This window comes from Luteibacter sp. UNCMF366Tsu5.1, assembly GCF_900119235.1.
Classification (GTDB): Bacteria; Pseudomonadota; Gammaproteobacteria; order Xanthomonadales; family Rhodanobacteraceae; genus Luteibacter; species Luteibacter flocculans.
This window is the reverse complement of the sequence record NZ_FPIS01000004.1, coordinates 1-25268: the sequence shown is the minus strand read 5'-3', so window position 1 is coordinate 25268 and position 25268 is coordinate 1. Positions and strand designations below refer to the sequence as shown.

Below are 25268 nucleotides of genomic sequence, written 5' to 3'. Positions count from 1 at the left end.
AAATCTGGTGGGTCAGAGCACGAAGCGCTTCACCGGCGCGGCATGCGCCAGGTAGGGAAGGTCCGTTTCGAACAGCGATTCCTCGCGGTAGCGTCCGTCGCCCTCATGGGTGAGGAGGACAGCCTTCTGCGCCGGCGAATCGCCGCGTACTACGAACATGCGCCCGCCCGGCTTCAGCCAGCGCACGAACTTCTCCGGCACCGTGTGCACCGCGCCCGTGACCACGATGGCGTCGAAAACGCCGGTCGGGGCATAGCCGTTGACGGCTTCCGCGGTCGCCAGCGCGACATTGGTCACGCCGGCCGCAGCGAGACGCTGGCCGGCGGCCTCGACGAAGTCGGCATGCATGTCGATGCTGGTGACCTTGCCGGCAAGCCGCGCCATGCAGGCTGTGAGGTAGCCCGAACCCGTGCCGATCTCAAGCACCTCATCGGTCTTGTTGAGAAGCAGCGCCTGGAGCACGCGGCCTTCGATCACCGGCTTCATCATCACCTCGCCGTGCCCCAGGGGCAGGGTGAGGTCGGCGAAAGCCACGTTTCGGTGTGCCGGCGCCACGAAATCCTCGCGGCGCACTGCCTTCAAGGTGTCGAGAACGTCGGCGTCGAGGACTTCCCAGGGGCGAACCTGGTTTTCGACCATGTTCTGCCGGGCCTGCTCGAAATTCATCGCCATGGTGTGGTTTCCGTACGTAAAGCTGCAAAAAAGATTCGAAAGGATAAGTGCTTACCGCGCTATTTCCCAATGGTGCAAGGCTGCGGTGCGGCGCCTGTCCGAACGAAGTGCCGGAAGTCACCGGACCGGACTGACGGAAGTCATGTCGTCCGTCCTCTCACGGCACCTGAACGGCCCGCGGCCGAGGCCTTGGATCGTCATGGTGAACCGAAGAGGCACCCCCATCTTCCATTCTAAGGTAGAGAGGCATCGCACTCTTGCTTTCCAGCCGAAGATAGTGACAACGCTGGAAATAACTGAACCGCCGCGTATAATAAAGTCATAATTTCTGTTTGTGAAGGTGCAGCCATGAACGCCAGCCCGAAACTGAAGACCCAGGGTCCGGGGCGTCCGAAGGACATGGAAAAGCGCGCGGCCATCCTCGATGCCGCCAAGTCGCTTTTCACCCAGGGCGGATTCGCCGGCACCAGCATGGATGCCGTCGCCGCGTCTGCAGGTGTGTCCAAGCTGACCGTTTACAGCCACTTTGGCGACAAGGACAACCTCTTTCGCGAGGTGATTCGCTCGCACGTGCAGGAGCGTTTGCCGGACGACCTGTTCGACTTCACCCCGGGTTCGGACATCCGCACCACGTTGACCGATATCGCAAGCCGCCACGCTGCCATGGAAACCAACAGCGAGTCGGTCGGTACGTTCCGCGCCATCCTTTCAGACTGCCAGTCCGGCGGTAATCCGCGCTTCGGTCGGCTGGTCTGGGAAGAGGGTCCGGCACGCATGCACAAGCTCATGCAACGCCTGCTGGAAGGCGCGGCGTCGCGGGGCCAGTTGGACATTCCCGACGTGTCCCGCGCCACCACGCAGTTGCTTGCCCTGCTCAAGGGCGATCTCCTGATCCGTCGCTTGTTCGGCTGCGAGGACTGTGCCGTACAGTTCGCCGAGGAGGTGAACGCCAACGCGCTCGCCGCCGTCGACATGTTCATGCGCGCCTATTCGCCCCGACACGTCAACGTCTGACGCGCGACCGTGGTCTGATGCCGGACGCCATGGTTGCGTCCGGTAGCGCCTTCACTCCGCTTTCCCGGGCATCGCCCTAACGTCTCCGCCGATTCCACCCACTCTCCCGGCAGGAGACCAGGCATGTCCCAGAGCAAGCCCTTCATCAGCGACATCGAGAACATCCGCAAGCGCGCCCGCGAGCACATCGACAAGGGCGCGGTTACGGCCGGTTACCGTGCAGACCGCGAAACCGTGATCAAGCTGCTCAACGAAGCGCTGGCGACCGAGATCGTCTGCGTGCTGCGCTACAAGTATCACTACTACATGGCGCCGGGCATTCATTCGCAGAGCGTCAAGGCGGAGTTTCTCGAGCACGCGAACGAAGAACAGGCGCATGCGGATCGCATCGCCGAGCGCATTACGCAGCTCGACGGCACGCCCAACTTCAATCCTGAAGGTCTGCTTTCGCGCAGTCATGCCGATTATGTGGAAGGCACCACTTTGGTCGACATGATCAAGGAAGATCTGATAGCCGAGCGCATCGCCATCGACAGCTATCGCGAGATCGTGCAGTACATCGGCGACGACGATCCGACCACGCGCCGGATCATGGAAGACATCCTCGCGCAGGAAGAGGAGCACGCCGAGGACATGGCCACGCTGCTGGAGAACCTCGGCGCATCCGGCCGCGGCGAGCACTAACGGGTAAGCTAGGCGCTCACGTTCGCGACGAAAAGGAAGGCCCATGAATGCGACCGCCAATCCCACGCCGGCACGCCGCCGCCGCAGCCCTCTCGGTCTGGCGATCGCGCTGCCGATCGCCTTGCTGATGCTTCTTGTGTTGTTCCTGATGTGGTGGTGGGACAAGGAGCCGGAGCAGTTCGATCCGGTTGCCGTCACTACCGCGCACATGAAGGACATCGAGCGCCCGATGAGCACGGGTGCCGTCACGACCTATACGTTGATCCGCTCGGTCGACACGCTGCTCGACAAGCGCGGTGGCTACCTCAGCAACGACCGGTTACCGCCGGGGGTGTTCATGGACAACATCCCCAACTGGGAATTCGGCTCGCTGACGGCCTCACGCGATCTCGCACGCGCGTTGCGCAACGACTTCAGCCGTTCGCAGACGCAGTCGACGGAAGACAAGGCGCTCGGTGAGGCCGACCCGCTGCTCAACAGCCCGAACGACCGCTGGTTGCTACCCAGTTCGGAGTCGCAGTACGGCAAGGCCGTGGACGATCTGGAGAATTATCTCGGCAGGCTTTCCGATGCCGAGGACGCCAACGCGCATTTCTATGCCCGCGCGGACAACCTCGCCGATTACCTGCAAACGGTGTCCGCACGGCTGGGTTCATTGTCGCAGCGACTCTCCGCCAGCGTCGGTCAGCTCAAGGTCGACGCGGCGCCCAACGCCGATGTCGCGGGGAACGCGGGTCCGGCGAAGGCGGTGTACGTCAAGACGCCCTGGAACAAGATCGACGACAACTTCTACGAGGCGCGGGGTTACACCTGGACGCTGTTGGAGCAGTTGAAAGCGATCCGCCACGACTTCGCGCCGATTCTGCGCAGCAAGAACGCCGATGCCAGCCTGCAGCAGGTGATCCGGGAGCTGGAAGAGTCGCAGAAGTCGCTGGGCAGCCCTGTGGTGCTGAACGGTTCGCCGTTCGGCTTCTTCGCCAATCATTCGCTGGTGATGGCGAACTACATCTCGCGTGCAAACGCGGCGATCATCGATCTGCGGGCGCTGCTGGGGCGCGGTTGATGCATGTGGGAGCCGCTATGGCGGCGAGGGATCTTGCGCCGAGGCAAGATTTTCCTCGCCGCCATGGCGGCCCCTACAAGGGTCCTCTTACTTGTCGGCCTTGTAACGCGTCATGCCGGCCGTGATCTCGGCCTTCGCCTCTTCGGCGCCGACCCAGCCCTCGACCTTGACCCACTTGCCCTTCTCCAGATCCTTGTAGTGCTCGAAGAAGTGGCCGATGCGCTCGAGCCAATGGCCCGAAACCTGCGCGATGTCACGGATGTGTGCGTAGCCGGCGAAGACCTTCTCGACCGGGACCACGACGAGCTTCTCGTCAGCGCCCGCTTCGTCGGTCATCTTGAGCATGCCGACCGGGTGGCAGCGGATGACCGAACCCGGGACAAGCGACAGCGGCAGGATCACCAGCGCGTCGAGCGGGTCGCCATCGCCACCCAGCGTGCCCGGCACGTAGCCGTAGTTGCATGGATAGCGCATCGGCGTGGAGAGAATACGGTCGACGAAGATCGCGCCGCTTTCCTTCTCCACTTCGTATTTGACCGGCTCCGCATCCTTCGGGATTTCGATGATGACGTTGATTTCGTCCGGCACGTTGCGACCGGCGGAAACGAGGTGCAGTCCCATGGGGGGTCCTTGGTAGGGTTTTGGCAGCCCCAAAGGATAACGGGGGACCCCCCGTAAGTCAGCCGCCTGGGCGGCTTGTGAAGCGTGAACCGTCAGTAAAAGCCGGGGCGACCAGGCGTTCCGGCTTTCACTGACGGTCTCAACGGCCCTTGGGCCGCGACTTACAGGCGCTACGCGCCGACTCACGCCCTTACTTCAAATGCTCCCAGAGGTACGTATACGCCAGGGCGTTCATGAAGGCAGACTGCTTGTTGTCCGCCGCCGCGCCGTGACCGCCCTCGATGTTCTCGTAGAAGCTGGCATCCAGGCCCATGGCCTGCATCCGGGCCGCCATCTTCCGCGCATGAACCGGGCCGACGCGGTCGTCACGGGTGGACGTGGTGAACAGCACCGGCGGGTAATGCACGCCCTTCTTGAGGTTGTGGTACGGCGAGAAGGTCTGGATGTATTTCCATTCCTCGGGCTTGTCCGGGTCGCCGTATTCCGCCATCCAGGACGCACCGGCGGACATGTGCGGGTAGCGCTTCATGTCGAGCAGGGCGACCTGGCTGACCACGGCGCCGTAGAGCTGCGGGTACTTCGTCAGCATGTTGCCGGCGAGCAGGCCGCCATTGCTGCCGCCCATCATGCCCATGTGCTTCGGGCTGGTGATCCTGCGGTCGATCAGGTCCTGCGACACGGCCGCGAAGTCCTCGTAGGCGCGCGGACGGTTGGCTTTCAGCGCCGCCTGATGCCAGGCCGGGCCGTATTCGCCGCCGCCGCGAATGTTCGCCACCACGTAGACGCCGCCCTTCTCCAGCCAGGCGCGGCCGACGCCGGCCGAGTACATGGGCTGCAACGGTATTTCGAAACCGCCGTAACCGTAGACCAGTGTCGGGTTCGTGCCGTCCGCCTTCATCGCCTTCGGCGCGATCTCGAAATAGGGCACCTTCGTGCCGTCCTCCGAGGTGGCGAAATGCTGGCTTACCGCGTATTTCGATGCATCGAAGAATGCCGGGCTGTGCTTCAAGGCCTCACGGTCGCCCTGGCCCAGCACGCCGTAATAGAGCGTGGTGGGTTGCAGGTAGCCCGTCACGGTGAGGAAATACGCATCGCTCTCGTCGGCATCCACACCTGCGGCCTGCATGGTGCTCAGTGCCGGCGCACCGGACAGCACTTCGCTCTTCCAGTCGCCCTTGGCCGCCGGCGTGAGGATGCGCACCTCGCTCACGACATCGTGCATGAGGTTGAGGATGAGATGGTGTCGCGTCCACGAATGGCCGGCCATCGAGGTATGCGCGTCCGGAGTGAAAAGCACCGTGATCTCGCGCTTGCCCGCCATGAAGTCGTCGAAGTTGGCTGCCAGCAGCGAGCCGGACGGATACGTCTTGCCCCCCACCGTCCATGCGGTGCGGGGCTCGATCAGCAGCCATTCGCGCTCGACGTCGGTCTCGGCGTCGTTGGGCACGTCGATCTTGGTCAGCTTGCCGTCCTTGCCGCGAAGGAAGGTCTCGGTGCTGTAGAACTCCAGCGCGCGCGAGACGAAGTCTCGCTCATAACCGGGCGTCTTGTCGCGGAACGCCCAGATCGACATGTCGGTCTTCGTGCCTTCGTATACCGTCTTCGCGGAGGAAAGGGGCGTGCCCCGCGTCCACTCTTTCACGATGCGCGCATAACTCGAGTCGGTCATCGAGCCCGGGCCGAAGTCGGTAGCCACGAAGAGGTGGTCGTCGTCGATCCAGGAGACGAGGGTCTTTGCCTCGGGCAGGGTGAAGCCGTCCTTGACGAACGCCTTGGTCGAGAGATCGAACTCGCGCACCACGTCGGCGTCGGCACCGCCGCGCGAGAGCGAGACGAGGCAGCGGCGGTTCTCTGGCTTGAGGCACTGCGCGCCGTGCCAGACCCAGTTTTCCTTTTCGGTGGCGGCCAGCGCATCGAGGTCGATCACGGTCTCCCAGGCGGGCTTGTCCTTGCGGTACTCGTCCAGTGTGGTCCGCCGCCAGAGGCCCTTGGGATGCTGCTTGTCGCGCCAGAAGTTGTAGTAGTGGTCGCCGATCTTCGAGACCATTGGGATCTTGGCGTCGGAGTCCAGCACTTCGAGGATTCGGCCCTCGAGGGTATTGAAGTCCTGACCTTCCGCGTACTTCGCGGTCGTCTCGGCGTTGCGCGCCTTGACCCATTCGAGAGGCTTCGCGCCGTCGATGTCATCGAGCCAGAGGTTTTCGTCATCGGCGCCGGCCTGGGCGGCGGGCGCGCTGGGTGGGGTCGTTTCGTGGGCTTGGGTCATGCCAGAGAAAGTAAGGGCGATGGCCAGCGCAATCCAGCGTCGATGCATGGGTCTCGTATCCGTGATGGTGCGGAACGTCAGACCTTAGCCTACCCAGCCGCCTCCTGCCCCCATGACTTCCGGGCTAGCGAGTGGCCCCGGTGGGAGTCGCCGCAGCGACCCCCACCGTGTGGCTTAGAGCAGCGGGATCAGCAACAGCGCCACGATGTTGATGATCTTGATCAGCGGGTTCACCGCCGGGCCGGCGGTGTCCTTGTACGGGTCGCCCACGGTGTCGCCGGTGACCGCCGCCTTGTGGGCGTCCGATCCCTTGCCACCGAGATGGCCGTCTTCGATGTACTTCTTCGCGTTGTCCCAGGCGCCGCCGCCCGTGGTCATGGAAATGGCGACGAACAGGCCCGTGACGATCGTGCCGATCAGTACGCCGCCGAGTGCCTGCGCGCCGGCCAGCGGACCGCCCAGCCATTTGAAGCCGAAGATCACCACCACCGGCACGAGCACGGGAAGCAACGACGGCACGAGCATTTCGCGGATGGCTGAGCGGGTGAGCATGTCCACCGCGCGCGAGTAGTCCGGCTTGGTCGTGCCCTGCATGATGCCCGCGATCTCGCGGAACTGGCGGCGTACTTCCTCCACCACGGCGCCCGCGGCACGTCCCACCGCCTCCATCGCCATCGCGGCGAACAGGTAGGGAATCAATCCGCCGATCAACAGGCCGATGATGACGTAGTGGTTGGACAGGTCGAATGTGACCGGCGTGCCGCCGAAGTGCAGGCCGAGGTTGTGCGTGTAATCGGCAAACAGTACGAGCGCCGCGAGGCCCGCCGAACCGATGGCGTAGCCCTTGGTCACGGCCTTGGTCGTGTTGCCGACCGCGTCGAGCGGGTCGGTGACGCCACGCACCTCGGCGGGCAGTTCCGCCATCTCGGCGATGCCGCCCGCGTTGTCGGTGATCGGACCGTACGCGTCCAGCGCCACGACCATGCCGGTCATGCTGAGCATCGCCGTCGCCGCGATCGCGATGCCGTAGAGGCCGGCGAGCGCGAAGGCACCCCAGATCGCCGCGCAGACCGCGATCACCGGCAGCGCCGTCGACTTCATGGAGACGCCGAGGCCCGCGATGATGTTCGTGGCATGGCCGGTGGTCGACGACTGCGCCACATGCCGCACCGGAGCGTATTCGGTTGCGGTGTAGTACTCGGTGATCACGACCATGGCGCCGGTCAGCACCAGGCCGATGATCGCACAGCCGTAGATGCGTCCCGGCCCCGTCGCAGAATCGGCCATCAACGACTGCGTGATCGGCCAGAACGCGATAGCTGCCAGCACGGCGGACACGAGCACCCCGGCGTACAGCGCGTTCATGATCTTGCCGCCACGCGTCTTCACGAAGAACGTGCCGATCACCGAGGCGACGATCGACGCGCCGCCCAGCACCAGTGGGTAGAGCACGCCCGAAGGACCGACTTCGGTCGCCATCACGCCGCCGAGCAGCATGGTCGCGATGAGCGTCACGGCATAGGTCTCGAAGAGATCCGCCGCCATGCCGGCGCAGTCGCCGACGTTGTCGCCCACGTTGTCCGCGATGACGGCGGGATTGCGGGGATCGTCCTCGGGAATGCCGGCCTCGACCTTGCCGACGAGGTCGGCACCTACATCGGCGCCCTTGGTGAAGATGCCGCCGCCCAGGCGCGCAAAGATCGAGATCAGCGACGAGCCGAACGCCAGGCCGACGAGTGCGTGCAGCACATGCGTCCGTTCGTAACCCATATGGGTCAGCACGCCGTAATAGCCCGCTACGCCAAGGAGGCCGAGACCCACCACCAGCATGCCGGTGATGGCGCCGCCGCGGAACGCCACCGCCAGGGCAGAAGAAAGGCCGCTCCTGGCGGCCTCGGCGGTACGCACGTTGGCACGAACCGAGACGTTCATGCCGATGTAGCCGGCCGCTCCCGAGAGGATGGCTCCTAGCGCGAAGCCGCCCGCTGTACCCCAGTCGAGAAAGATGCCGATGAGCAGAAAGAGCACGATGCCGACGCCGCCGATGGTGGCGTATTGGCGGTTGAGGTAAGCGCGGGCGCCTTCCTGGATCGCGGCGGCGATCTCCTGCATCCGCTCGTTGCCCGGCGATCTCGCCAACACCCAACTGACGGACAGCGCGCCGTACAGAATCGCAACGACCGCACATGCCAGCGCGATCCATAAACCGTACTGTTGCAGCATCGAAGCCTCCCCGGATTGTGAGGGGCCCATGCAGGGCCCGGTCCGAGTATAGGCAGGGGTGATGCCGAAAGGTGTTGTGCGCTGCGCAAGCCTGCGCAGGCGTGACAACGAGCCGCAGGAAGGGCCGGCGCGTGACCGGCCCTTCCTGCGCGAGTTACTGCTGCATCACGATGTCCGCAATGATGCCGGTGGCGATCGCAACCAGCAGGAATTCGCCATCGTCGGCGCGCACCCAGTGGTAACCGCGTGGCGGTTCGCGCAGCCGGTAATCGTGATAACGCTCGATCACGACCACGCGTCCGTCATAGCGATGACCTCGCTCCCAGCGTGCGTGCGGCGGGGGCCCGCGGTGCGGACCACGGTCGTCGTGCCAGTCGCGATCATGATCGCGGTCGCGGTCGTCGTGGCGGTCGTCATGACGATCGTCGCGACGGTCATGACCGGGCGGGCCACCGGGCGGTGGATCGAACGCAAAAGCGGGTACGGCGACCGCGCCAGCGGCCAGACAGAAGACGAGTTTTCCGAGTAGCTTCATGACGAGGTGTCTCCCTTAGCGCGTGGCGATATCGAGAATGATGCCGGTGGCAACGGCGACTAGCAGGAAGTCGTTGTTCTCGCGCACCCAGTGGTAACCGCGCGGCGGGGGACGCAGGCGATAGCTGCCGTAGTCGTAGACAACGACGTTGCGGCCGTAATACCGGTGCCCGCGCTCCCAGTGCCCGTAATAGCGCGGCGGCGGCGGACGGTTGTAGTAGGCCGGGCCGTGGTAGTAACCATGGCCGTAGTAACGCGGCGGCGGGGGCGGCGGACGATGCCCGTGCCAGCCGTTGTCGTGACGCCAGCCGCGGTCGTCATGGCGACCGTCGTAACGGCCGTCGTAGCCACGGCGGTCGTGATCGCGGCCGTGGTGATCGTCCGCAAAGGCCGCCGTGGTGGCAACCAGCGCAAGGGCGGCAAAGGCGGAACGCAACATCGTTTTCATGGCTCTCTCCCAGGACTACCGTCACGCCGCGGGTGACCGCGGCCGATCGACGATTCGGATGCTAGGAAGATGTGGCTGAACGCGAAGTCCTACGAATGAAAGTTTGGCGAAAGGCGTTCATTGTCGCGACAGCTATTGAACCGGGCGGTTCAGGAAATGGATCCCGGCCGGAACTCCAGGGTCAGGGCGTCCGGGCGTCCTGGGAGCTGGAGGCGGGTCATACGCTCGGGCGCGCTTGCCAGTACGCGGCCCCGGCGCACCACGAGCAAGCGCTGCCCCCTCAACCGGATGGCCTCGTAGGGATCGCCCGCCTGGAGCAGCACGAGATCGGCGGCATGGCCCGGCGCGATGCCGTAACCGTGCAGGCCAAGTACCCGTGCTGCATGCGTCGTCACGGCCTCGAAGCAGCGTGCTACGCCTTGGGTCGAGGTCATCTGGGCCACGTGCATGCCCATGTGCGCCACGTCGAGCATGTCCGCGGAGCCCATCCCGTACCAGGGGTCCATGACGCAGTCGTGCCCGAAGGCGACGTTGACGCCGGCATCCATCAGCTCCGGCACGCGAGTCATGCCGCGCCGCTTGGGGTACGTGTCGTGGCGGCCCTGCAGCGTGATGTTGATGAGGGGGTTGGCGATGGCGTGCACGCCTGCTTCCGCGATCAACGGCAGCAGCTTCGACACGTAGTAGTTGTCCATCGAGTGCATGGAAGTCAGGTGCGAACCTGCCACGCGTCCCTGGAGACCGCAGCGAAGCGTCTCCGCTGCCAGGGTCTCGATGTGGCGCGACAACGGATCGTCGGATTCGTCGCAATGCATGTCCACACGCAGGCCGCGTTCGGCAGCGAGTTCGCACAGCCAGCGGACCGATGCCGCGCCGTCGGCCATGGTGCGTTCGAAGTGCGGAATGCCGCCCACGACATCCACGCCCATGTCGAGCGCCCGCACGAGATTGGCCTTGGCGTTGGGGGAGCGCAGCAGGCCGTCCTGGGGGAACGCCACGAGTTCGAGATGCAGGTACGGCGACACGCGCCGCTTCACTTCCAGCAGCGCTTCGGTCGCCAGCAGGCGGTCGTCGCACACGTCGACGTGGCTGCGGATCGCGAGCAGGCCTTGGGCCACCGCCATGTCGCAGTACGCCATGGCGCGATCGATCAGCGCTTGCTGGGTCAATACGGGCTTCAGTTCACCCCACAGGGCGATGCCTTCGAGCAAGGTGCCGGAAGCGTTGAGTCGTGGCAGGCCCAGCGAGAGTGTGGCGTCCATGTGGAAGTGCGCATCCACGAAGGGCGGACTGACCAGCCGACCGCGCGCGTCGATCTCCTCCGCGCCCTTGGCCGGCAGATTCGGCTGGATCGCCGCGAAGCGGCCGTCGACGATGCCGATGTCGACGTCCTGGCGGCCGTCGGGCAGGGTGGCGTGGCGGATGACGAGATCCATGAACGAGGCTCCTGTGCGGGCACTCATCATAACCAAGTGCGCCGGGCCGCCTTCACGCAGGCGACGCTGGCTTTTGGCAGCATGGCGAGTCCCATGAACGTCACCGAAAAGCTCGCGATTCTCGCCGACGCTGCAAAGTACGACGCGTCGTGCTCGTCCAGCGGCGGCAAGGGCCGTCACTCGCTGGGTACCGGCGGCATCGGTTCCACCGAGGGTATGGGCATCTGCCATGCGTACGCACCCGACGGACGCTGCATTTCCCTGCTGAAGATCCTGCTGACTAACTTCTGCGTCTACGACTGCGTGTACTGCGTGAATCGTCGCAGCAGCAACGTGCGCAGAGCACGTTTCAGCGTGGAGGAAGTGGTGGAGCTCACGCTCGCGTTCTATCGGCGCAACTATATCGAGGGTCTGTTCCTGTCCTCGGGCATCATCCAGTCGCCCGATCACACCATGGAGCAACTGGTGCGGGTGGCGAGAACGCTGCGCCAGGAGCATCGCTTCGGCGGCTACATCCATCTGAAGACCATCCCGGACGCCTCGCCCGAACTGATCGATGCGGCGGGGCGCTGGGCCGACCGCTTGAGCATCAATGTGGAAATGCCGACCGAAGGCGGCTTGAAGGCGCTGGCGCCGGAGAAGGATCTCGGCGACATCCGCAGCGCGATGGGGCGCTTGCGCCTTTCGATCGAAGAGGCGAAGGCGGAGAAGAAAGCGCCGCGTTTCGCGCCCGCTGGGCAGAGCACGCAGATGATCGTCGGTGCCGACGCAGCCAGCGATCGCGATGTTCTTACGGCAAGCACCAACCTCTACACGAACTACCGGCTGCGTCGTGTCTATTACTCCGCCTTCAGTCCCATTCCGGATGCATCGAAGATCCTGCCGCTCAAGCCGCCGCCGCTGGTGCGCGAGCATCGGCTCTATCAGGCCGATTGGCTCATGCGCTTCTACGGATTCCGTGCGGACGAGATCGCCCCGCCGGGCGACGACGGCATGCTTTCGCTCGATGTGGATCCCAAGCTCGCTTGGGCCCTACGGCATCGGGAACAGTTTCCGGTAGACCTCAATCGCGCGCCCAGGGACATGCTGTTGCGCGTGCCGGGTCTGGGCGTGAAGACGGTCGAACGCATGATCGCCATGCGCGCGCACCGGCGCATTCGCTACGACGACCTCATTCGGTTGCGCATACCGGTAAAGAAGGTGGCGCCCTTCGTGGAGACCGTGGACCATCGCCCACGCGGCGATCACGAGAGCCGCGCGCTGCGCCGCGACCTGCGCGAGCCCACGCAGCCGGACCTGTTCGGCTGACGATGTTTGGCGTCGCACTCGTCGATCCTTCCGACGCAAGCGAGTGGCGCGCCAAGGCGCGAGCCCTGTTGCTCGCGGACGTGAACCCGGCTGACGTCACCTGGCAGTCGGCGTCGTCTGGCGGACTGTTCGGAGACGATGCACCATTGCCACCGGCCAAACGCAGCGAGGCGCCCGCGGTGCCGCGCGATTTCCTCACGCTGACGGAAACCGTGCTGGCGCATACCGATTCGCGGCGGCATGCCACGTTGTATCGCATGCTCTGGCGTCTCTCGCATGGCGAGAAGGGTCTGCTTCGCATCGCGACCGACGACGACGTTTCCTGGGCGCAGGCGTGTGCTCGGCAAGTGCATCGCGACATGCACAAGATGAAGGCGTTCGTTCGCTTTCGAGAAGTGACCCATGGCGACCGGGTCGTTTACGTGGCGTGGTTCGAGCCGTCGTACGACATCGTGGCGCGCGTGGCTCCTTTCTTCGTGCGCCGCTTTGCAGGCATGCACTGGTCGTTGCTCACCCCGTCACGCAGCGCGCACTGGGACGGCGCCACGCTGTCCATCGGTGCAGGCGCACGTCGGTCCGACGCGCCCTCGGACGACGCGTTGGAAGACCTCTGGCGCACGTATTACGCCAGCATCTTCAATCCGGCGCGATTGAAGGTGGATGCGATGCGTCGCGAGATGCCGGTGAAGTATTGGAAGAACCTTCCCGAGGCGCGGCTGATTCCCGAACTGGTGCGCACCGCTCTACCGAGGATGCAGGCCATGGTGGACAAACAACCGACGGTTCCAAAGAAAAAAATCACCCCATTGCAGAAAGCCTCGGTGGAAGCGCCGGAGGGCAGCCTCACGGCGTTGCGCCAGCAGGCCCGCGACTGCCGCGCCTGCGATCTGTGGAAGCCGGCGACGCAGACGGTATTCGGTGAGGGTCCGGCGCATGCGCGCGTGGTGGTGATTGGCGAACAGCCGGGCGATCAGGAGGATCTTGCGGGTAAGCCGTTCGTCGGTCCGGCCGGCAAGTTGTTCGATCGCGCGCTGGCGGAGGCGGGCATCGCGCGCGATTCGCTCTATATCACCAACGCCGTGAAGCATTTCAAGTTCGAACCGCGGGGTAAGGTGCGGCTGCACAAACGCGCCAACGCGGAAGAGCAAGCCGCCTGCCGACCCTGGCTGGCGGCGGAGATCGATCGTATCCGGCCGGATGCGATCGTCTGCATGGGCGCCATGGCGGCGCAAGGCGTGTTCGGGTCGTCGTTTCGGTTGATGGCGCAACGTGGGCAGTGGCTGGATCTGCCCGACGGGCGAAAGGCCATGGCCACCGTGCACCCCTCGTACCTGCTGCGCCTTCCCGATCATGAGGCACGCGAAGCGGGTTTCGCCGACTTCGTTCGCGATCTCTCGTTGCTTCGCGAGGTGCTGGGCTAGTCGCGACGTCCCTGTCGCGGTGTCCTAGCGTCAACCGATCGCGAATTTCTTCAGCTTCTTGGGTACGGGCGTGTTCTTCAGTGTCACGTAGACCGGCAGGCCGTCCGGTCCGTACGGCGGCGGGGCCTCGCCCTGGATCAGCGGGGCGAGATAGCGGCGGGCTGCCGCGGTGATGCCGAAGCCATCCTTGGAGATGAAGTTCTTCGGCATCTTCTTTTCGTGGTTCGCGATCTTGTCCAGCGGTGCCGCCTCGATCTTCCACTTGTATGGCTCGTCGGAGGTGCGGACGATCACGGGCATCACCGCATTCAGACCTTCCGCCGCGTATTCGACCGCCTTCTTGCCCACGGCATACGCCTGATCCAGATCGGTCTTCGAGGCCACGTGGCGCGCGGAGCGCTGCAGGTAGTCGGGCAGGGCCCAGTGGTATTTGTAGCCCAGCTTTTCGCGCACGAGTGCCGCGAGCACCGGTGCCGCCCCGCCGAGCTGCGCATGGCCGAAGGCGTCGCGCGCACCCGACTCGGCAAGGAACTTGCCGTCATGATCCTTCACACCCTCGGATACCACCACCGTGCAGTAGCCGACTTTCTCCACCGTTGCCTTGACCTTGGCGAGGAAGGCATCGGGATCGAAGGTGTTCTCGGGGAACAGAATCACGTGCGGCGGGTCGCCCGCGCTCGATCCCGCCAGGCCCGCAGCGGCGGCAATCCAGCCGGCGTGTCGGCCCATGACCTCGATGATGAAGACCTTCGTCGAGGTATCCATCATCGACGCGACGTCGAGGCTCGCCTCGCGCACGGCGATGGCCGTGTACTTCGCCACCGAGCCGAAACCCGGGCACGTGTCGGTAACGACGAGGTCGTTGTCGATGGTCTTTGGCACACCGATGCAATTGACGTCGTAGCCGAGCGACTGGCCGATCTTCGAGACCTTGTTCGCCGTGTCTGCCGAATCGTTGCCGCCGTTATAGAGAAACGTGCGGATGTCGTGGGCCTTGAACACCTCGATGAGGCGTTCGTATTCGGCCCGGTTCTCTTCCAGCGACTTCAGCTTGTAGCGGCAGGAGCCGAAGGCGCCGCCAGGCGTGTGCTTCAACGCCGCGATATTGGCCTTGGCTTCCTTGGAGGTGTCGATCAGTTCCTCGCGCAGGGCGCCGAGGATGCCGTTGCGTGCGGCATAGACCACGATGCCCTTGTCCCGGGCCGTTTCTATCACCCCCGCGGCGGTAGCGTTGATGACGGCGGAGACACCGCCCGACTGGGCGTAGAGGAGTTTGCCGGCGGCCATGCTTCGGGTCCTTCTGTCGGTCGTGAGGCGTCGAGCGTAGCGCGCCCGGCGTCGCGATGCCTTGAACGCGTGGACCGCTTGAGCGCCATACACCCAGCGTATGTCGGCCGTTTGACGCGGCGGCGCCCCTACCGTTACCTTGAGACCTATTTTTCTCGTGCCCGATGGCCGGTCTTTCCGGCATCCGGCGAAATGGAGCAACAATGCGACTCGTGCTATTCGGCGCCCCCGGCTCGGGCAAGGGCACCCAGGCAGCCCGCCTCAAGCAGGACCTCGGCATTCCCCACATCTCCACCGGCGATCTGCTGCGCGCGGAGATCAAGGCGGAGACGGAACTGGGCAAGAAGGCCAAGGGGATCATGGACGCCGGGCAGTTGCTGCCGGACGACATCATGCTCGGCATCATCGAGGATCGCCTCGGCCAGCCCGACGCGAAGCCCGGCTTCATTCTCGATGGCTACCCGCGCAACATCGCCCAGGCGGAAGCGCTGGACGGTGTGCTCGCACGCATCGGCCAGCCGCTCGACGTCGTGATCAAGCTGGACGTGCCGAACGAGGCGATCGTCGATCGCTGCGTAGTGCGCTTCAACCAGGAAGGTCGTGCAGACGACAATCCCGAGACGGTCAAGAAGCGCCTCGCCATCTACGCCGATCAGACGGCTCCCGTCGCGGAGTTCTACGAGAAGCGCGGCAAGCTCAAGGTCGTCGACGGTGTCGGCGAGCTCGACGCCGTGACCGCCCGCATCAAGGCCGCGCTCGACAGCACGGCCGCCGCCAGCGCCTGACCCGCCCGGCCCGCCTTACCGGCGGGCTTCCGGTGCCTCCCGCCCCACGAGCCGAAGCCATGCGCGTCCATATCCTTGGTATCTGCGGCACCTTCATGGGTGGCGTTGCCGCGCTGGCGCGCGAACTCGGCCTGGCGGTCGAGGGTTCCGACGCCAACGTCTACCCGCCCATGAGCACGCAGCTCGAAGGCCTCGGCATCACGCTCATGCCGGGCTACAAGGCGGAGCATTTGCAGCCGGCCCCCGACCTCGTGGTCGTGGGCAATGCCCTCAGTCGCGGCAATCCCGCCATCGAATACATGCTCGATGAGGGTATGCGCTACATCTCGGGTCCGCAGTGGCTTGGCGAAACGCTGCTCGGTGGCCGTGAGGTGCTGGCGGTCGCCGGTACGCACGGCAAGACGACCACGACGAGCCTGCTGGCGCACCTGCTGGAATCCGCCGGCCTGTCGCCGGGCTTCCTCATCGGCGGCGTGCCGGGCAACTTCGACGTCTCCGCGCGTCGCGGCGACGGCGTCCCCTTCGTGATCGAGGCCGACGAATACGATTCGGCTTTCTTCGACAAGCGGTCCAAGTTCGTCCATTACCGGCCACGCATCGCGATCCTCAACAATCTCGAATACGACCACGCCGATATCTTTCCCGACGTGGCGGCGATCCAGCGCCAGTTCCACCACCTCGTGCGTACGGTGCCCGGCAACGGCCGGCTGATCGTCAACGCGGAAGACGCCTATCTCGCCGAGGTGCTGGCGATGGGCGCATGGACGCCGGTGGAAACCTTCGGTATCGATGCGGGCGATTGGCGCGCCGAACTGCTCGCTGCCGACGGCTCGCACTTCCGCGTGCATCGTCGAGGTGAGGCGCTCGGCGAGGTGCGCTGGTCGTCGCTCGGCCGGCACAACGTCATGAACGCCCTGGCGGCGCTGGCCGCGGCGAGCGCGGCCGGTGCGGACCCCGTAGCGTTGCTGCCGGCGTTCGCCGACTTTGCCAGCGTGAAGCGGCGCATGGAGCGCATCGGCAGCGCTCGCGGCGTGACCGTCTACGACGACTTCGCCCACCATCCGACGGCCATCGCCACGACGCTGGCGGGGCTTCGTGCGCGCGTGGGGAACGCGCGCATCCTCGTGGCGCTCGAGCCACGTTCGAACTCCATGCGCCTGGGTGCCCATGCCGAGGCGCTGGCGCCTTCGCTTGCCGACGCCGACCGGGTCGTGTTCCTGCATCGCCCCGAATTGCCGTGGGACGCCGGTAGGGTGACCGCAGCCCTGAATGGCCGTGGCGATACCGCTTCCACCGTCGACGAGCTGGTCGCGTCGCTGGTGGCGGAAGCCCGGGACGGCGACCACGTCGTGTTTATGTCCAACGGCGGCTTCGAAGGTGCGCCCCGGCGCTTCTTTGCCGCGCTCGGCGCAGGTTAGACTGACGGGCATGGCCGCGACCACGCCCGCCCTCGATCTTCCGCTGTTCCCCCTGTCGAACGTCCTTTTTCCGGGCGGGCATCTCCAGTTGCGCATCTTCGAGCCGCGCTACATCGATCTCGTGCGCGAATGCGCGCGGACCGGCCGCGCCTTCGGTGTCTGCATGATCCTGGAGGGTCGCGAAGCAGGGCAGCCTGCGGTGCCGGCCGCGGTCGGCACGCTAGCGACCATCACCGACTTCCACACCCGCGAGGACGGCCTGCTCGGCATCGTTGCCGAGGGCGGCCTGCGCTTTCGCGTGAGCCGTACCCGGGTGCGCTCCGATGGCCAGGTGCGTGGCGACATCGTGACCTGGCAGGAAGAGGAGACGATCCCGTTGCCGCCTGAATTCGGTCTGCTGGCGACGATCCTCGAACGTCTCGCCGAGCAGATGATGCCGCCCTGGCGGCACGACGTGGCGCGGCGCGCGGACGACGCCAGTTGGGTAGGCTTCCGTCTTTCGGAGCTGCTGCCGCTGGATCCGAACGAATGCCAGCACATGCTCGAACTCGACGATCCCCTGCAACGCCTCGCCGAGCTTCGCGACATTCTTCCGCGCTTCCAGCGTGCCTGAGGCTGCCATGATGACGTCGCTCGCCGGCAAGACCCTGTTCGTTACCGGCGCCTCGCGCGGTATCGGTCTCGCGATTGCGCTTCGCGCCGCGCGCGATGGCGCGAACGTCGTCATCGCCGCGAAGAGTAGCGTTGCCAATCCCAAGCTGCCGGGCACGATTCACACGGCAGCCGCACAGATCGAGGAAGCGGGGGGCCGCGCGCTGCCGCTCAAGGTCGACATTCGCGACGAAGCGCAGGTCCGCATGGCCGCGGCCACGGCGGCGGAGCACTTCGGTGGTATCGACATCGTCGTCAACAACGCGAGTGCGATCTGGCTGGCGGGTGTCGAGAAGACGCCGATGAAGCGCTTCGATCTCATGCAGCAGGTGAATGCACGTGGCACCTTCGTCACCACGCAAGCATGCCTTCCGTTCCTGAAGCAGGCACCGAATCCTCACGTGCTGATGCTGTCGCCACCCCCAAGCCTCGACCCGCGCTGGTACGCCCCGCATGTTGCGTACACCATCGCCAAGATGGGCATGAGCCTGTGCGTGCTGGGCATGGCGCCCGAGTTCGCGCCGCTGGGCATCGCCGTGAACGCCCTCTGGCCGAAGACCGTGATCGCGACGGCGGCGATCGCGATGCTGGGCGATAGCGTGAACGCGGATCACTGTCGCACGCCCGACATTGTCGCCGACGCCGCACATGCGGTACTCACGAAGCCCGCGCGCAGCTTCACGGGGCGGTTCCTCATCGATGAGGACGTGCTGCGCGAGGAAGGGATCGTCGACTTCGACCGCTACGCCGTCGCTCCTGGCAATCCTCTGTTGCCCGATCTTTTCCTTTGAACATCCTTAGCTGAATCAAAGGGAACGTCCTACCCCGTTTGGCGTATGGCCGCTTCCGGCAACCGGGTATACCGTCGGTCTGCGTTCGCCGGGCCTTGGGGCCGGCAGTGCATGTGGGGCTTGCCGGCCTGCAGGGGGTGCCGGCGGCGGGCCCGAGTGAGAGCCCGCAAAGCCGACAGCAGGCCACGAATCGGGGTGAGGAGCAGGCATGTTGCGCGGGGAATCGACGGGTCGTTGCGTCGTTTGGATTGGCAGACCGAGCGTGGAAGAACACTTCGGGCTGATTCGTGCCGGTTGGCGAACACTGGTGGCCGATCCGGCGCTGTGTGACGGCGATCTGCCGGAGTGCGGCGACAGCGCGATCGCGGTGGCCGACCTCCGCGCGAATCAGCAGGACGCCCTGCGCATTCTCTCGTCGCTGCGCCAGGTCCACCCGGGGATCCCTTGGATTGGCCTCACCGGAACCCCTCCGGCCATGGCACACGCCACGCTGCGCCAGGTGCTGGCGGGGGCCTTCGAGGTAATCGATGGGCCGTCTTCGCTGGGCGCCCTGCGCCAGGCGCTGGCTCGCATACCCGGCGACGCCGAGCTGACCCACGACGATGAGCCCAGCCTGCTCACCGGCAGCAGTGCGGCCATCCGTGCGCTGTCGCAGAACATCCGCAAGTTCGCTCCGGTGGAACTGCCCCTGCTGATTACCGGCGAGACGGGTACCGGCAAGGAAATGGCCGCGCGCACGTTGCATGAGTTGTCGCATCGCCGCGGCAAGCCTTTCGCCGCGATCAATTGCGGTGCGCTGCCGGCGAACCTGGTCCAGTCGGAATTGTTCGGACACGAGCGCGGTGCGTTCACCGGCGCCACGGCCCGCCGCATCGGCCACTTTGAATCGGCGGACGGCGGCACGGTCTTCCTCGACGAGATCGGCGATCTGCCGCTGGATGCGCAGACCAATCTCCTGCGCGTGCTGCAGGAAGGCACGATCGAGCGCATCGGAAGCTGCCAGTCGATCAAGGTGGACGTGCGCGTGCTGGCCGCGACCCACGTGGACCTGGAGAAGGCGGTGGCGCAAGGGCGCTTTCGCGAGGATCTCTTCTACCGGCTCAACGTGCTGCGCCTGCGCATGCCGCCGCTGCGCGAACGCATGGGCGACATCGAACTGCTGGCACAGCATTTCCTCGACGCCTTCCGCGAGAGTTACGGGACCCGCGCCCGCACGTTCAGTGCAGCGGCGCGCCGGGCGATGAATGCCTTTCCCTGGCCCGGTAACGTGCGCGAACTGATGAATCGCGTGCAGCGGGCGGCAGTGATCGCGGACGACGCGCTGATCTCGCCCAGCGATCTCGAACTCGACGTCGATGCGTCCCCCGCGATGGAGCGCAACAGCCTGGGTAGCGCGCGTACCTCGGCCGAACGCGAGGCCATCGTGGACTGTCTGCGTGCAAGCTCGTTCAACATCAGCGAATGCGCCCGCCGTCTGCGCGTCTCCCGCGTGACCGTGTACCGGCTCTGCAAGAAGCACCAGCTCGCGCTGGACCAGCTGCGCTGAGCAACGCCCGAAAAAGAAAACCCCCGGTCCGCGAGGACCGGGAGTTTCCATTCGCTCGTCCGGCTTGGCAGGGTCGTCGGACGAGCGAACCGCGCGGCTTCACAGGGCCTCATGCCGAATCGGAGCAAGCGCCGTGCCATGTGCCCGGACCCTTGATTCGCAAAGTTTTTCCCGTTCGTGCGGGCGCGAGGCGGTTCGCCCGGTGTAGCAAGCAGGAACACGCTGTTGCATCGGAGCTACGCGGTACGCGTTGTCGGCGCCGCTCGTGGCTTATAGGATGGGCGTTCCACGCGCGCGCACGCGGGCCCGGCAGGGCCGGCCGCGGCCTCGCGGGTTTCGGATCGATGTCGGACCGCAGAGCGTACCGTGCGATTCCATCCGTTCCTGCATGGGTTCCGGCGCTGCGGCCGGAGCCGGGAGTCGTTCCAATGTCGTCGTCGCACCCTGTCGATTCTTCCGAACTCCTGGGCCTCGGCAAGCGCTACTGGTTACCCGTGTATCGTCCGCGCGATGTCGTGCTCGACCACGGCAAGGGCGCCCGCGTGTGGGATACCGAAGGCCGCGATTACCTGGATTTCGGGGCCGGCATCGCGGTGAATGCGCTCGGTCACCAGGATCCGGACCTCGTGGCGGCGCTGGTCGCCCAGGCACACAAGCTCTGGCATGCCAGCAACGTGTTCTATTCCGAGCCCCCGCTCCGGCTTGCGCAAGAGCTGGTGGAACATGCGCCGTTCGCCGAGCGGGTGTTCCTGTGCAATTCGGGCGCGGAAGCCAACGAGGCTGCGATCAAGCTGGTGCGCAAATGGGCCGCGTCGCAGGGCCGGCCGCCCGAGCAGCGCGTGATCGTGACGTTCAAGGGCTCCTTCCACGGCCGCACGCTGGCGGCCGTCACGGCGACGGCGCAGCCGAAATACCAGGAAGGCTACGAGCCGTTGCCCGGCGGATTTCGCTACGTGGCCTTCAACGACGTGGCGGCGCTCCAGGAAGCCTTCGCTCAGGGTGGAGTGGCGGCGGTGATGCTGGAACCGGTGCAGGGCGAGGGCGGCGTCATGCCTGCCGAGCCCGGATTTCTGAAGGCCGTGCGCGAACTCTGCGACGCGCACGATGCGCTGATGGTGCTCGATGAAATCCAATGCGGCATGGGCCGCACGGGCATGCTGTTTGCGCACAGCCACGACCACGTGACCCCCGACATCGTTACCCTTGCCAAGGCGCTCGGTGGCGGCTTTCCCATCGGCGCCATGCTGGCGGGGCCGAAGGTGGCGGAGGTCATGCAGTTCGGTGCCCATGGCACGACCTTCGGTGGTAACCCGATGGCCGCGGCAGTGGCGCGCGTGGCCTTGACGAAGCTCGCCTCGCCGGCCGTGCTGCTCAACGTCGAGCGTCAGGGCAACGACATCCGTGCCGGTCTCGCGAGGATCAACAGCGAGTTTCCGCTGTTTTCGGAAGTGCGCGGTCGTGGCCTAATGATCGGCGCGGTGCTCGATGCACCGTACAAGGGCCGTGCAGGCGAGATCCTCGACGTGGCCGCCGCGCATGGCCTGCTTATCCTTCAGGCCGGTCCGGACGTGCTGCGCATCGTTCCGCCGCTGACGATCACCGACGAGGAAACCGCGGAAGGCCTTGCGCGGTTGCGCGACGCTCTGGCCGACTTCGTGGAAGAAGCGAAGGTCGCCTGAGCGCCTTATCGGTCTGACACCGTCGCACGGACCCCGTGCGACGGTGTTTCGTGCATCGACTACAGCGTGGCGAACACGTCGCGTGCTGCGTCCACCGTCGCCTCGATCTCGGCATCGCCATGGGCGCTGGAAAGGAAGCCCGCCTCGAAGGCCGACGGCGCGAGATAGATGCCACGATCGAGCATGCCGTGGAAGAAGCGGTTGAAGCGACCGACATCCGCTGCCGTCGCCTGCGTATAGGTCTCGACGCTGTCGTTCGTGAAGAACAGCCCGAACATTGCGCCCACGCGATTCACGCTGAAGGGTACGCCAGCGTCACGTGCCGCGCCGAGGATGCCATCGGTCAGTTGCATCGTGCGCGCCGTCAGGGCGTCGTAGAAACCAGGGGCCTGAATCAGCTCGAGCATCGCGAGCCCTGCGGCCATGGCCACCGGGTTACCCGACAGCGTGCCCGCCTGATAGATCGGCCCTGCAGGAGCGATCTGCTCCATGAGGTCGCGCCGTCCGCCATAGGCACCCACCGGCATGCCGCCCCCGATGATCTTGCCGAAGCAGGTCAGGTCCGGCGTGATGCCGTAATGCGCCTGCGCTCCGCCGAGCGCCACGCGGAAACCGGTCATCACCTCGTCGAAGATCAGCAGCGCGCCGTGCTGGGTGCACAGCTCGCGCAGTTCGCGCAGATAACCGTCCTTGGGCGGAATGCAATTCATGTTGCCCGCGACCGGCTCGATGATGAGCCCTGCGATATCGTCTCCGTGCTCGGCGAACAGTGCGCGCGCCGTATCGATATCGTTGTAGGGCAGGGTGAGCGTGAGGTCTGCCGCAGCCTTGGGCACGCCGGGGGACGTCGGTACGCCGAAGGTCAGCGCGCCCGAGCCCGCCTTCACCAGGAAGCTGTCGCCGTGCCCGTGGTAGCAGCCTTCGAACTTCACGATCTTGTTCCGCCCTGTAGCGCCACGGGCCAGACGGATGGCCGACATCGTGGCCTCGGTGCCCGAATTCACCATGCGCACCATGTCGACCGATGGCACCAGTGAGACGATGGCCTCGGCCATCGTGACCTCGGCAGCGCACGGCGTGCCGAAGGAAAGGCCGTCGCGTACGGCGCGTTCGACGGCTTCGCGTACCGCAGGGTGGTTATGTCCGACGATCATCGGACCCCACGAGCCCACGTAGTCGATATAGCGCTTGCCTTCGACGTCCCACAGGTAGGGGCCATCGGCACGCGCGGTGAAGAACGGCTCCCCGCCGACCGACTTGAAGGCGCGCACGGGCGAATTGACGCCGCCGGGCAGCAGCTTTCGGGCGCGGTCGAAGAGTTCGTGGTTCGTGGTCATCGAATGATTCCGGGACGAGGGTCGAAAAGATCGGCGAGGCGGCGCGTCGCCGTTTGTATGTCGGAAGCGCTGAAAATGGCGGAGACCACGGCAAGGTAGTCGGCGCCGGCATCGATCACCGCCTGTGCATTGTCGGGCGTGATGCCGCCGATCGCCACGATGGGAAGGCCGAGAGCCTTCGCCTGCGTCACTACATCGTGCGAGACCACCGTCGCGTGTCGCTTCGTGGTCGAGGCGTACATGGCGCCAAAGCCGAGGTAATCGGCGCCCTCCGCCTGCAATTGGCGCGCACGCTCGATCGAGCCGTAGCAGGAGACGCCGATGATCGCATCGGGGCCGAGCTGCGCGCGGGCCTCCGCGATCGACCCATCCGGATAGCCAAGGTGCACGCCACCGCCGGTCTCGCGAGCCAGCGCGACGTCGTCATTGACGATGAACGGCACGCCGTAGCGTGCGCAGATCCGCGACAACTCGTCCGCCTCGGCGCGGCGCCGCTCGGCATCGGTGGTCTTGTCGCGATACTGCAAGAGGCGTGCGCCGCCAGCCAGGGCCGCTTCTACGGCAGCGAAGAGATCGTCGCGCGGCCCGTCGGTGATGGCGTACACGCCCTTGCCGGAGAGTCGGGATCGAAGCAGGGTGGTCATGAGGATCCTTAGGGATGAGAAGGGGGCGCGCTATCGCCGTAACGTCCGGGATGACAGAATGAGGGCCTTTCCAGCAGCACGACAGTACGCAAAGCCATGACCCAGAGCACCGAGACCACCCTGCGCAAATGGATGTGCGTGGTTTGCGGCTTCATCTACGACGAAGCCGAGGGCCTGCCCGATGAAGGGATCGAACCCGGGACTCGCTGGGAAGACATACCGGATACCTGGACTTGCCCGGACTGCGGCGTGACCAAGGACGACTTCGAGATGGTCGAACTCTGATCCGAGACGTCCTGGCGCCGCGTCTGCCGCGCCAGGACACCTCTGACATCGTTTCGCCCTTTGTGCCACAGCGAGATGTCAGGAAAGCCTGCTTTCATAGTCCCCAGGCCACGCAACGTGCGCCGACATGCGGAGGAAGCAGCCATGCAGCGATTCATTCCCTTCGACGACCAGTGGGACGAGCTTGCCGGCATCGCCCCGGATTGTCTGGTGCCCTATCACGTGGGCGTACCCTGCGAGCACGGGCTGGCGGATCAGAGCACCGTGCCGGGTGTGCCGTCGATCACGAGCGGCTCCCCGAGTTTCAGTCCCAGCCTGCCGGCCGTACCCGCCGGCAATTCGAGAACGTAGCGCGCATTGCCGTCGCTGGGATAGATGGCGCACGGATCCGCCTTGCAGGGCTGTGCATTGAGCTGCATCGAGACCAGCTTTCGATCCTTGTCGAAGTAGAGGATGTCGAGCGGAATGAGCGTGTTCTTCATCCAGAAGGCGCGCGGCTGATCGTCGGGGAAGATGAACAGCATGCTGTGATCCGCTGCGAGCTTCGGCCGGTTCATCAGCCCGAGCGCGCGAGCATCGTCATTCGTCGCGAATTCGGTGGAAAAGCGCTGTCCGTGCAACGTGACCGAAGGATCGGCAGCAGCGTGGGCGCCCAGGGAAGCAAGCAACAAGACCGCGGGCAGGAACCGCTTGGCCATCGTCATACCTTATTACTGTGAAGGGGTCCGCCGAGTCTACCGCGCGACAAATTTTCGAAAAGATGTCTAAACCCCCTTCACAGATCTTCGGCGCCAGCCTATACTTTCAATCCCTCGCGACGAAAGCCTCCCAGCGAAGGGTTCTGCTCCACCAACCACCTCGAAAAAAAGCATCACGAGGGTGTTGACGGAAAGGAAAAACGATATAGAATGGGCGGCTCACCTCGGGACGAAATGTTCAGAGGGCGACAGCGAAAGATGTCGCAAGTGATTGATCTTTGACAGTGTGCGCAGGTGAATTGTGTGGACGCCTTGCGGTGGACTGAAAGCAGTCAACCAAATGCAAGTGTCCCACTAGAAAGAAGTCAGCAATGAGTTTTTTCTTGTTGGGGTTAAGCACTTCAGAAAGATAGATCATCTTCGGATGGTCGAAAACTTAAGTGAAGAGTTTGATCCT

Annotated in this window: 23 protein-coding genes; 12 read left to right on the top strand and 11 right to left on the bottom strand. The window is 65.1% G+C overall.

Annotated features, from left to right (window positions below; all coding sequences use genetic code 11):
* Positions 1 to 12 precede the first annotated feature (12 nt).
* Positions 13 to 672 carry a protein-L-isoaspartate O-methyltransferase family protein gene (locus BT115_RS16395; RefSeq protein WP_072323721.1) on the bottom strand — a complete coding sequence of 220 codons (660 nt, stop codon included), beginning with the start codon at positions 670 to 672 and terminating at the stop codon, positions 13 to 15.
* Positions 673 to 1020: 348 nt separating this feature from the next.
* Between BT115_RS16395 and BT115_RS16390 the strand changes: the two genes are divergently transcribed.
* From BT115_RS16390 to BT115_RS16380, 3 genes are all read left to right on the top strand, one after another.
* On the top strand, positions 1021 to 1686 hold the full coding sequence (locus BT115_RS16390) for a TetR/AcrR family transcriptional regulator (RefSeq protein ID WP_072323720.1): 666 nt from the start codon (positions 1021 to 1023) through the stop codon (positions 1684 to 1686).
* 123 nt (positions 1687 to 1809) lie between these two features.
* Positions 1810 to 2370, top strand: coding sequence for a ferritin-like domain-containing protein (locus tag BT115_RS16385; protein WP_072323719.1), 561 nt, complete (start codon positions 1810 to 1812; stop codon positions 2368 to 2370).
* 43 nt (positions 2371 to 2413) lie between these two features.
* Positions 2414 to 3433: a DUF2333 family protein gene (locus BT115_RS16380; RefSeq protein WP_072323718.1), complete on the top strand. Its 1020-nt coding sequence runs from the start codon at positions 2414 to 2416 to the stop codon at positions 3431 to 3433.
* Positions 3434 to 3520: 87 nt separating this feature from the next.
* On the opposite strand, the gene ppa is transcribed toward BT115_RS16380, so the two are convergent.
* From ppa to BT115_RS16350, 6 genes are all read right to left on the bottom strand, one after another.
* A complete protein-coding gene (gene ppa, locus BT115_RS16375) occupies positions 3521 to 4054 on the bottom strand; it encodes an inorganic diphosphatase (RefSeq protein ID WP_072323717.1) in 534 nt (177 codons plus the stop codon).
* Between the two features lie 190 nt (positions 4055 to 4244).
* Positions 4245 to 6320 carry a prolyl oligopeptidase family serine peptidase gene (locus tag BT115_RS16370; protein WP_255369469.1) on the bottom strand — a complete coding sequence of 692 codons (2076 nt, stop codon included), beginning with the start codon at positions 6318 to 6320 and terminating at the stop codon, positions 4245 to 4247.
* 174 nt (positions 6321 to 6494) lie between these two features.
* Positions 6495 to 8543 carry a sodium-translocating pyrophosphatase gene (locus BT115_RS16365; protein ID WP_072323715.1) on the bottom strand — a complete coding sequence of 683 codons (2049 nt, stop codon included), beginning with the start codon at positions 8541 to 8543 and terminating at the stop codon, positions 6495 to 6497.
* Between the two features lie 154 nt (positions 8544 to 8697).
* Positions 8698 to 9078: an RcnB family protein gene (locus BT115_RS16360; RefSeq protein WP_072323714.1), complete on the bottom strand. Its 381-nt coding sequence runs from the start codon at positions 9076 to 9078 to the stop codon at positions 8698 to 8700.
* 15 nt (positions 9079 to 9093) lie between these two features.
* The gene (locus tag BT115_RS16355) at positions 9094 to 9525 is read right to left on the bottom strand and encodes an RcnB family protein (protein ID WP_072323713.1); all 432 of its coding nucleotides are present in this window, start codon (positions 9523 to 9525) and stop codon (positions 9094 to 9096) included.
* A 149-nt stretch (positions 9526 to 9674) separates the two neighbouring features.
* Positions 9675 to 10961 (bottom strand): amidohydrolase family protein, encoded by a 1287-nt coding sequence (locus BT115_RS16350; RefSeq protein WP_072323712.1) that lies wholly within the window; start codon positions 10959 to 10961, stop codon positions 9675 to 9677.
* An 81-nt stretch (positions 10962 to 11042) separates the two neighbouring features.
* On the opposite strand from BT115_RS16350, the gene BT115_RS16345 reads away from it, so the two are divergent.
* Entirely contained in the window at positions 11043 to 12269 is a 1227-nt protein-coding gene (locus BT115_RS16345) for a putative DNA modification/repair radical SAM protein (protein ID WP_343124057.1), read from the top strand.
* 2 nt (positions 12270 to 12271) lie between these two features.
* Positions 12272 to 13690 (top strand): UdgX family uracil-DNA binding protein, encoded by a 1419-nt coding sequence (locus BT115_RS16340; protein ID WP_072323711.1) that lies wholly within the window; start codon positions 12272 to 12274, stop codon positions 13688 to 13690.
* A 30-nt stretch (positions 13691 to 13720) separates the two neighbouring features.
* Here BT115_RS16340 and BT115_RS16335 read toward each other — a convergent pair whose 3' ends face one another.
* Positions 13721 to 14977, bottom strand: coding sequence for a 6-phosphofructokinase (locus BT115_RS16335; RefSeq protein WP_072323710.1), 1257 nt, complete (start codon positions 14975 to 14977; stop codon positions 13721 to 13723).
* Between the two features lie 203 nt (positions 14978 to 15180).
* Between BT115_RS16335 and BT115_RS16330 the strand changes: the two genes are divergently transcribed.
* The 6 genes from BT115_RS16330 (at position 15181) to BT115_RS16305 (ending at position 21847) form a co-directional block, all read left to right on the top strand.
* Positions 15181 to 15762 (top strand): adenylate kinase, encoded by a 582-nt coding sequence (locus BT115_RS16330; RefSeq protein ID WP_072323709.1) that lies wholly within the window; start codon positions 15181 to 15183, stop codon positions 15760 to 15762.
* A 59-nt stretch (positions 15763 to 15821) separates the two neighbouring features.
* Positions 15822 to 17180, top strand: a complete 1359-nt coding sequence (gene mpl, locus BT115_RS16325) for a UDP-N-acetylmuramate:L-alanyl-gamma-D-glutamyl-meso-diaminopimelate ligase (RefSeq protein WP_072323708.1) — start codon at positions 15822 to 15824, stop codon at positions 17178 to 17180.
* Positions 17181 to 17190: 10 nt separating this feature from the next.
* Positions 17191 to 17793, top strand: a complete 603-nt coding sequence (locus BT115_RS16320; protein WP_072323707.1) for an LON peptidase substrate-binding domain-containing protein — start codon at positions 17191 to 17193, stop codon at positions 17791 to 17793.
* A gap of 10 nt (positions 17794 to 17803) precedes the next feature.
* Entirely contained in the window at positions 17804 to 18622 is an 819-nt protein-coding gene (locus tag BT115_RS16315) for an SDR family oxidoreductase (protein ID WP_072324006.1), read from the top strand.
* 208 nt (positions 18623 to 18830) lie between these two features.
* A complete protein-coding gene (locus BT115_RS16310) occupies positions 18831 to 20168 on the top strand; it encodes a sigma-54 interaction domain-containing protein (RefSeq protein WP_072323706.1) in 1338 nt (445 codons plus the stop codon).
* A gap of 428 nt (positions 20169 to 20596) precedes the next feature.
* A complete protein-coding gene (locus BT115_RS16305) occupies positions 20597 to 21847 on the top strand; it encodes an acetylornithine/succinylornithine family transaminase (protein ID WP_072323705.1) in 1251 nt (416 codons plus the stop codon).
* Between the two features lie 59 nt (positions 21848 to 21906).
* Here BT115_RS16305 and hemL read toward each other — a convergent pair whose 3' ends face one another.
* On the bottom strand, positions 21907 to 23184 hold the full coding sequence (hemL, locus tag BT115_RS16300; protein WP_072323704.1) for a glutamate-1-semialdehyde 2,1-aminomutase: 1278 nt from the start codon (positions 23182 to 23184) through the stop codon (positions 21907 to 21909).
* Positions 23181 to 23828: a thiamine phosphate synthase gene (thiE, locus tag BT115_RS16295; RefSeq protein WP_072323703.1), complete on the bottom strand. Its 648-nt coding sequence runs from the start codon at positions 23826 to 23828 to the stop codon at positions 23181 to 23183. Before thiE ends, hemL begins: the two co-directional genes overlap by 4 nt.
* A gap of 96 nt (positions 23829 to 23924) precedes the next feature.
* On the opposite strand from thiE, the gene BT115_RS16290 reads away from it, so the two are divergent.
* Positions 23925 to 24113 (top strand): rubredoxin, encoded by a 189-nt coding sequence (locus BT115_RS16290; protein WP_072323702.1) that lies wholly within the window; start codon positions 23925 to 23927, stop codon positions 24111 to 24113.
* 254 nt (positions 24114 to 24367) lie between these two features.
* Here BT115_RS16290 and BT115_RS16285 read toward each other — a convergent pair whose 3' ends face one another.
* Positions 24368 to 24811, bottom strand: coding sequence for a DUF192 domain-containing protein (locus BT115_RS16285; RefSeq protein ID WP_143144611.1), 444 nt, complete (start codon positions 24809 to 24811; stop codon positions 24368 to 24370).
* Between the last annotated feature and the right edge of the window lie 457 nt (positions 24812 to 25268).

What these genes read in the sequence shown, in the direction of transcription:
- BT115_RS16395 (WP_072323721.1), bottom strand. Translation starts at nt 672, where the DNA reads ATGGCGATGAATTTCGAGCAGGCCCGGCAGAACATGGTCGAAAACCAG.
- BT115_RS16385 (WP_072323719.1), top strand. Translation starts at nt 1,810, where the DNA reads ATGTCCCAGAGCAAGCCCTTCATCAGCGACATCGAGAACATCCGCAAG.
- ppa (WP_072323717.1), bottom strand. Translation starts at nt 4,054, where the DNA reads ATGGGACTGCACCTCGTTTCCGCCGGTCGCAACGTGCCGGACGAAATC.
- BT115_RS16285 (WP_143144611.1), bottom strand. Translation starts at nt 24,811, where the DNA reads ATGGCCAAGCGGTTCCTGCCCGCGGTCTTGTTGCTTGCTTCCCTGGGC.
- BT115_RS16305 (WP_072323705.1), top strand. Translation starts at nt 20,597, where the DNA reads ATGTCGTCGTCGCACCCTGTCGATTCTTCCGAACTCCTGGGCCTCGGC.
- BT115_RS16335 (WP_072323710.1), bottom strand. Translation starts at nt 14,977, where the DNA reads ATGGCCGCCGGCAAACTCCTCTACGCCCAGTCGGGCGGTGTCTCCGCC.
- BT115_RS16380 (WP_072323718.1), top strand. Translation starts at nt 2,414, where the DNA reads ATGAATGCGACCGCCAATCCCACGCCGGCACGCCGCCGCCGCAGCCCT.
- BT115_RS16390 (WP_072323720.1), top strand. Translation starts at nt 1,021, where the DNA reads ATGAACGCCAGCCCGAAACTGAAGACCCAGGGTCCGGGGCGTCCGAAG.
- BT115_RS16360 (WP_072323714.1), bottom strand. Translation starts at nt 9,078, where the DNA reads ATGAAGCTACTCGGAAAACTCGTCTTCTGTCTGGCCGCTGGCGCGGTC.
- BT115_RS16355 (WP_072323713.1), bottom strand. Translation starts at nt 9,525, where the DNA reads ATGAAAACGATGTTGCGTTCCGCCTTTGCCGCCCTTGCGCTGGTTGCC.
- hemL (WP_072323704.1), bottom strand. Translation starts at nt 23,184, where the DNA reads ATGACCACGAACCACGAACTCTTCGACCGCGCCCGAAAGCTGCTGCCC.
- BT115_RS16320 (WP_072323707.1), top strand. Translation starts at nt 17,191, where the DNA reads ATGGCCGCGACCACGCCCGCCCTCGATCTTCCGCTGTTCCCCCTGTCG.
- BT115_RS16370 (WP_255369469.1), bottom strand. Translation starts at nt 6,320, where the DNA reads ATGACCCAAGCCCACGAAACGACCCCACCCAGCGCGCCCGCCGCCCAG.
- BT115_RS16315 (WP_072324006.1), top strand. Translation starts at nt 17,804, where the DNA reads ATGACGTCGCTCGCCGGCAAGACCCTGTTCGTTACCGGCGCCTCGCGC.
- BT115_RS16365 (WP_072323715.1), bottom strand. Translation starts at nt 8,543, where the DNA reads ATGCTGCAACAGTACGGTTTATGGATCGCGCTGGCATGTGCGGTCGTT.
- BT115_RS16290 (WP_072323702.1), top strand. Translation starts at nt 23,925, where the DNA reads ATGACCCAGAGCACCGAGACCACCCTGCGCAAATGGATGTGCGTGGTT.
- BT115_RS16350 (WP_072323712.1), bottom strand. Translation starts at nt 10,961, where the DNA reads ATGGATCTCGTCATCCGCCACGCCACCCTGCCCGACGGCCGCCAGGAC.
- thiE (WP_072323703.1), bottom strand. Translation starts at nt 23,828, where the DNA reads ATGACCACCCTGCTTCGATCCCGACTCTCCGGCAAGGGCGTGTACGCC.
- BT115_RS16340 (WP_072323711.1), top strand. Translation starts at nt 12,272, where the DNA reads ATGTTTGGCGTCGCACTCGTCGATCCTTCCGACGCAAGCGAGTGGCGC.
- mpl (WP_072323708.1), top strand. Translation starts at nt 15,822, where the DNA reads ATGCGCGTCCATATCCTTGGTATCTGCGGCACCTTCATGGGTGGCGTT.
- BT115_RS16330 (WP_072323709.1), top strand. Translation starts at nt 15,181, where the DNA reads ATGCGACTCGTGCTATTCGGCGCCCCCGGCTCGGGCAAGGGCACCCAG.
- BT115_RS16345 (WP_343124057.1), top strand. Translation starts at nt 11,043, where the DNA reads ATGGCGAGTCCCATGAACGTCACCGAAAAGCTCGCGATTCTCGCCGAC.
- BT115_RS16310 (WP_072323706.1), top strand. Translation starts at nt 18,831, where the DNA reads ATGTTGCGCGGGGAATCGACGGGTCGTTGCGTCGTTTGGATTGGCAGA.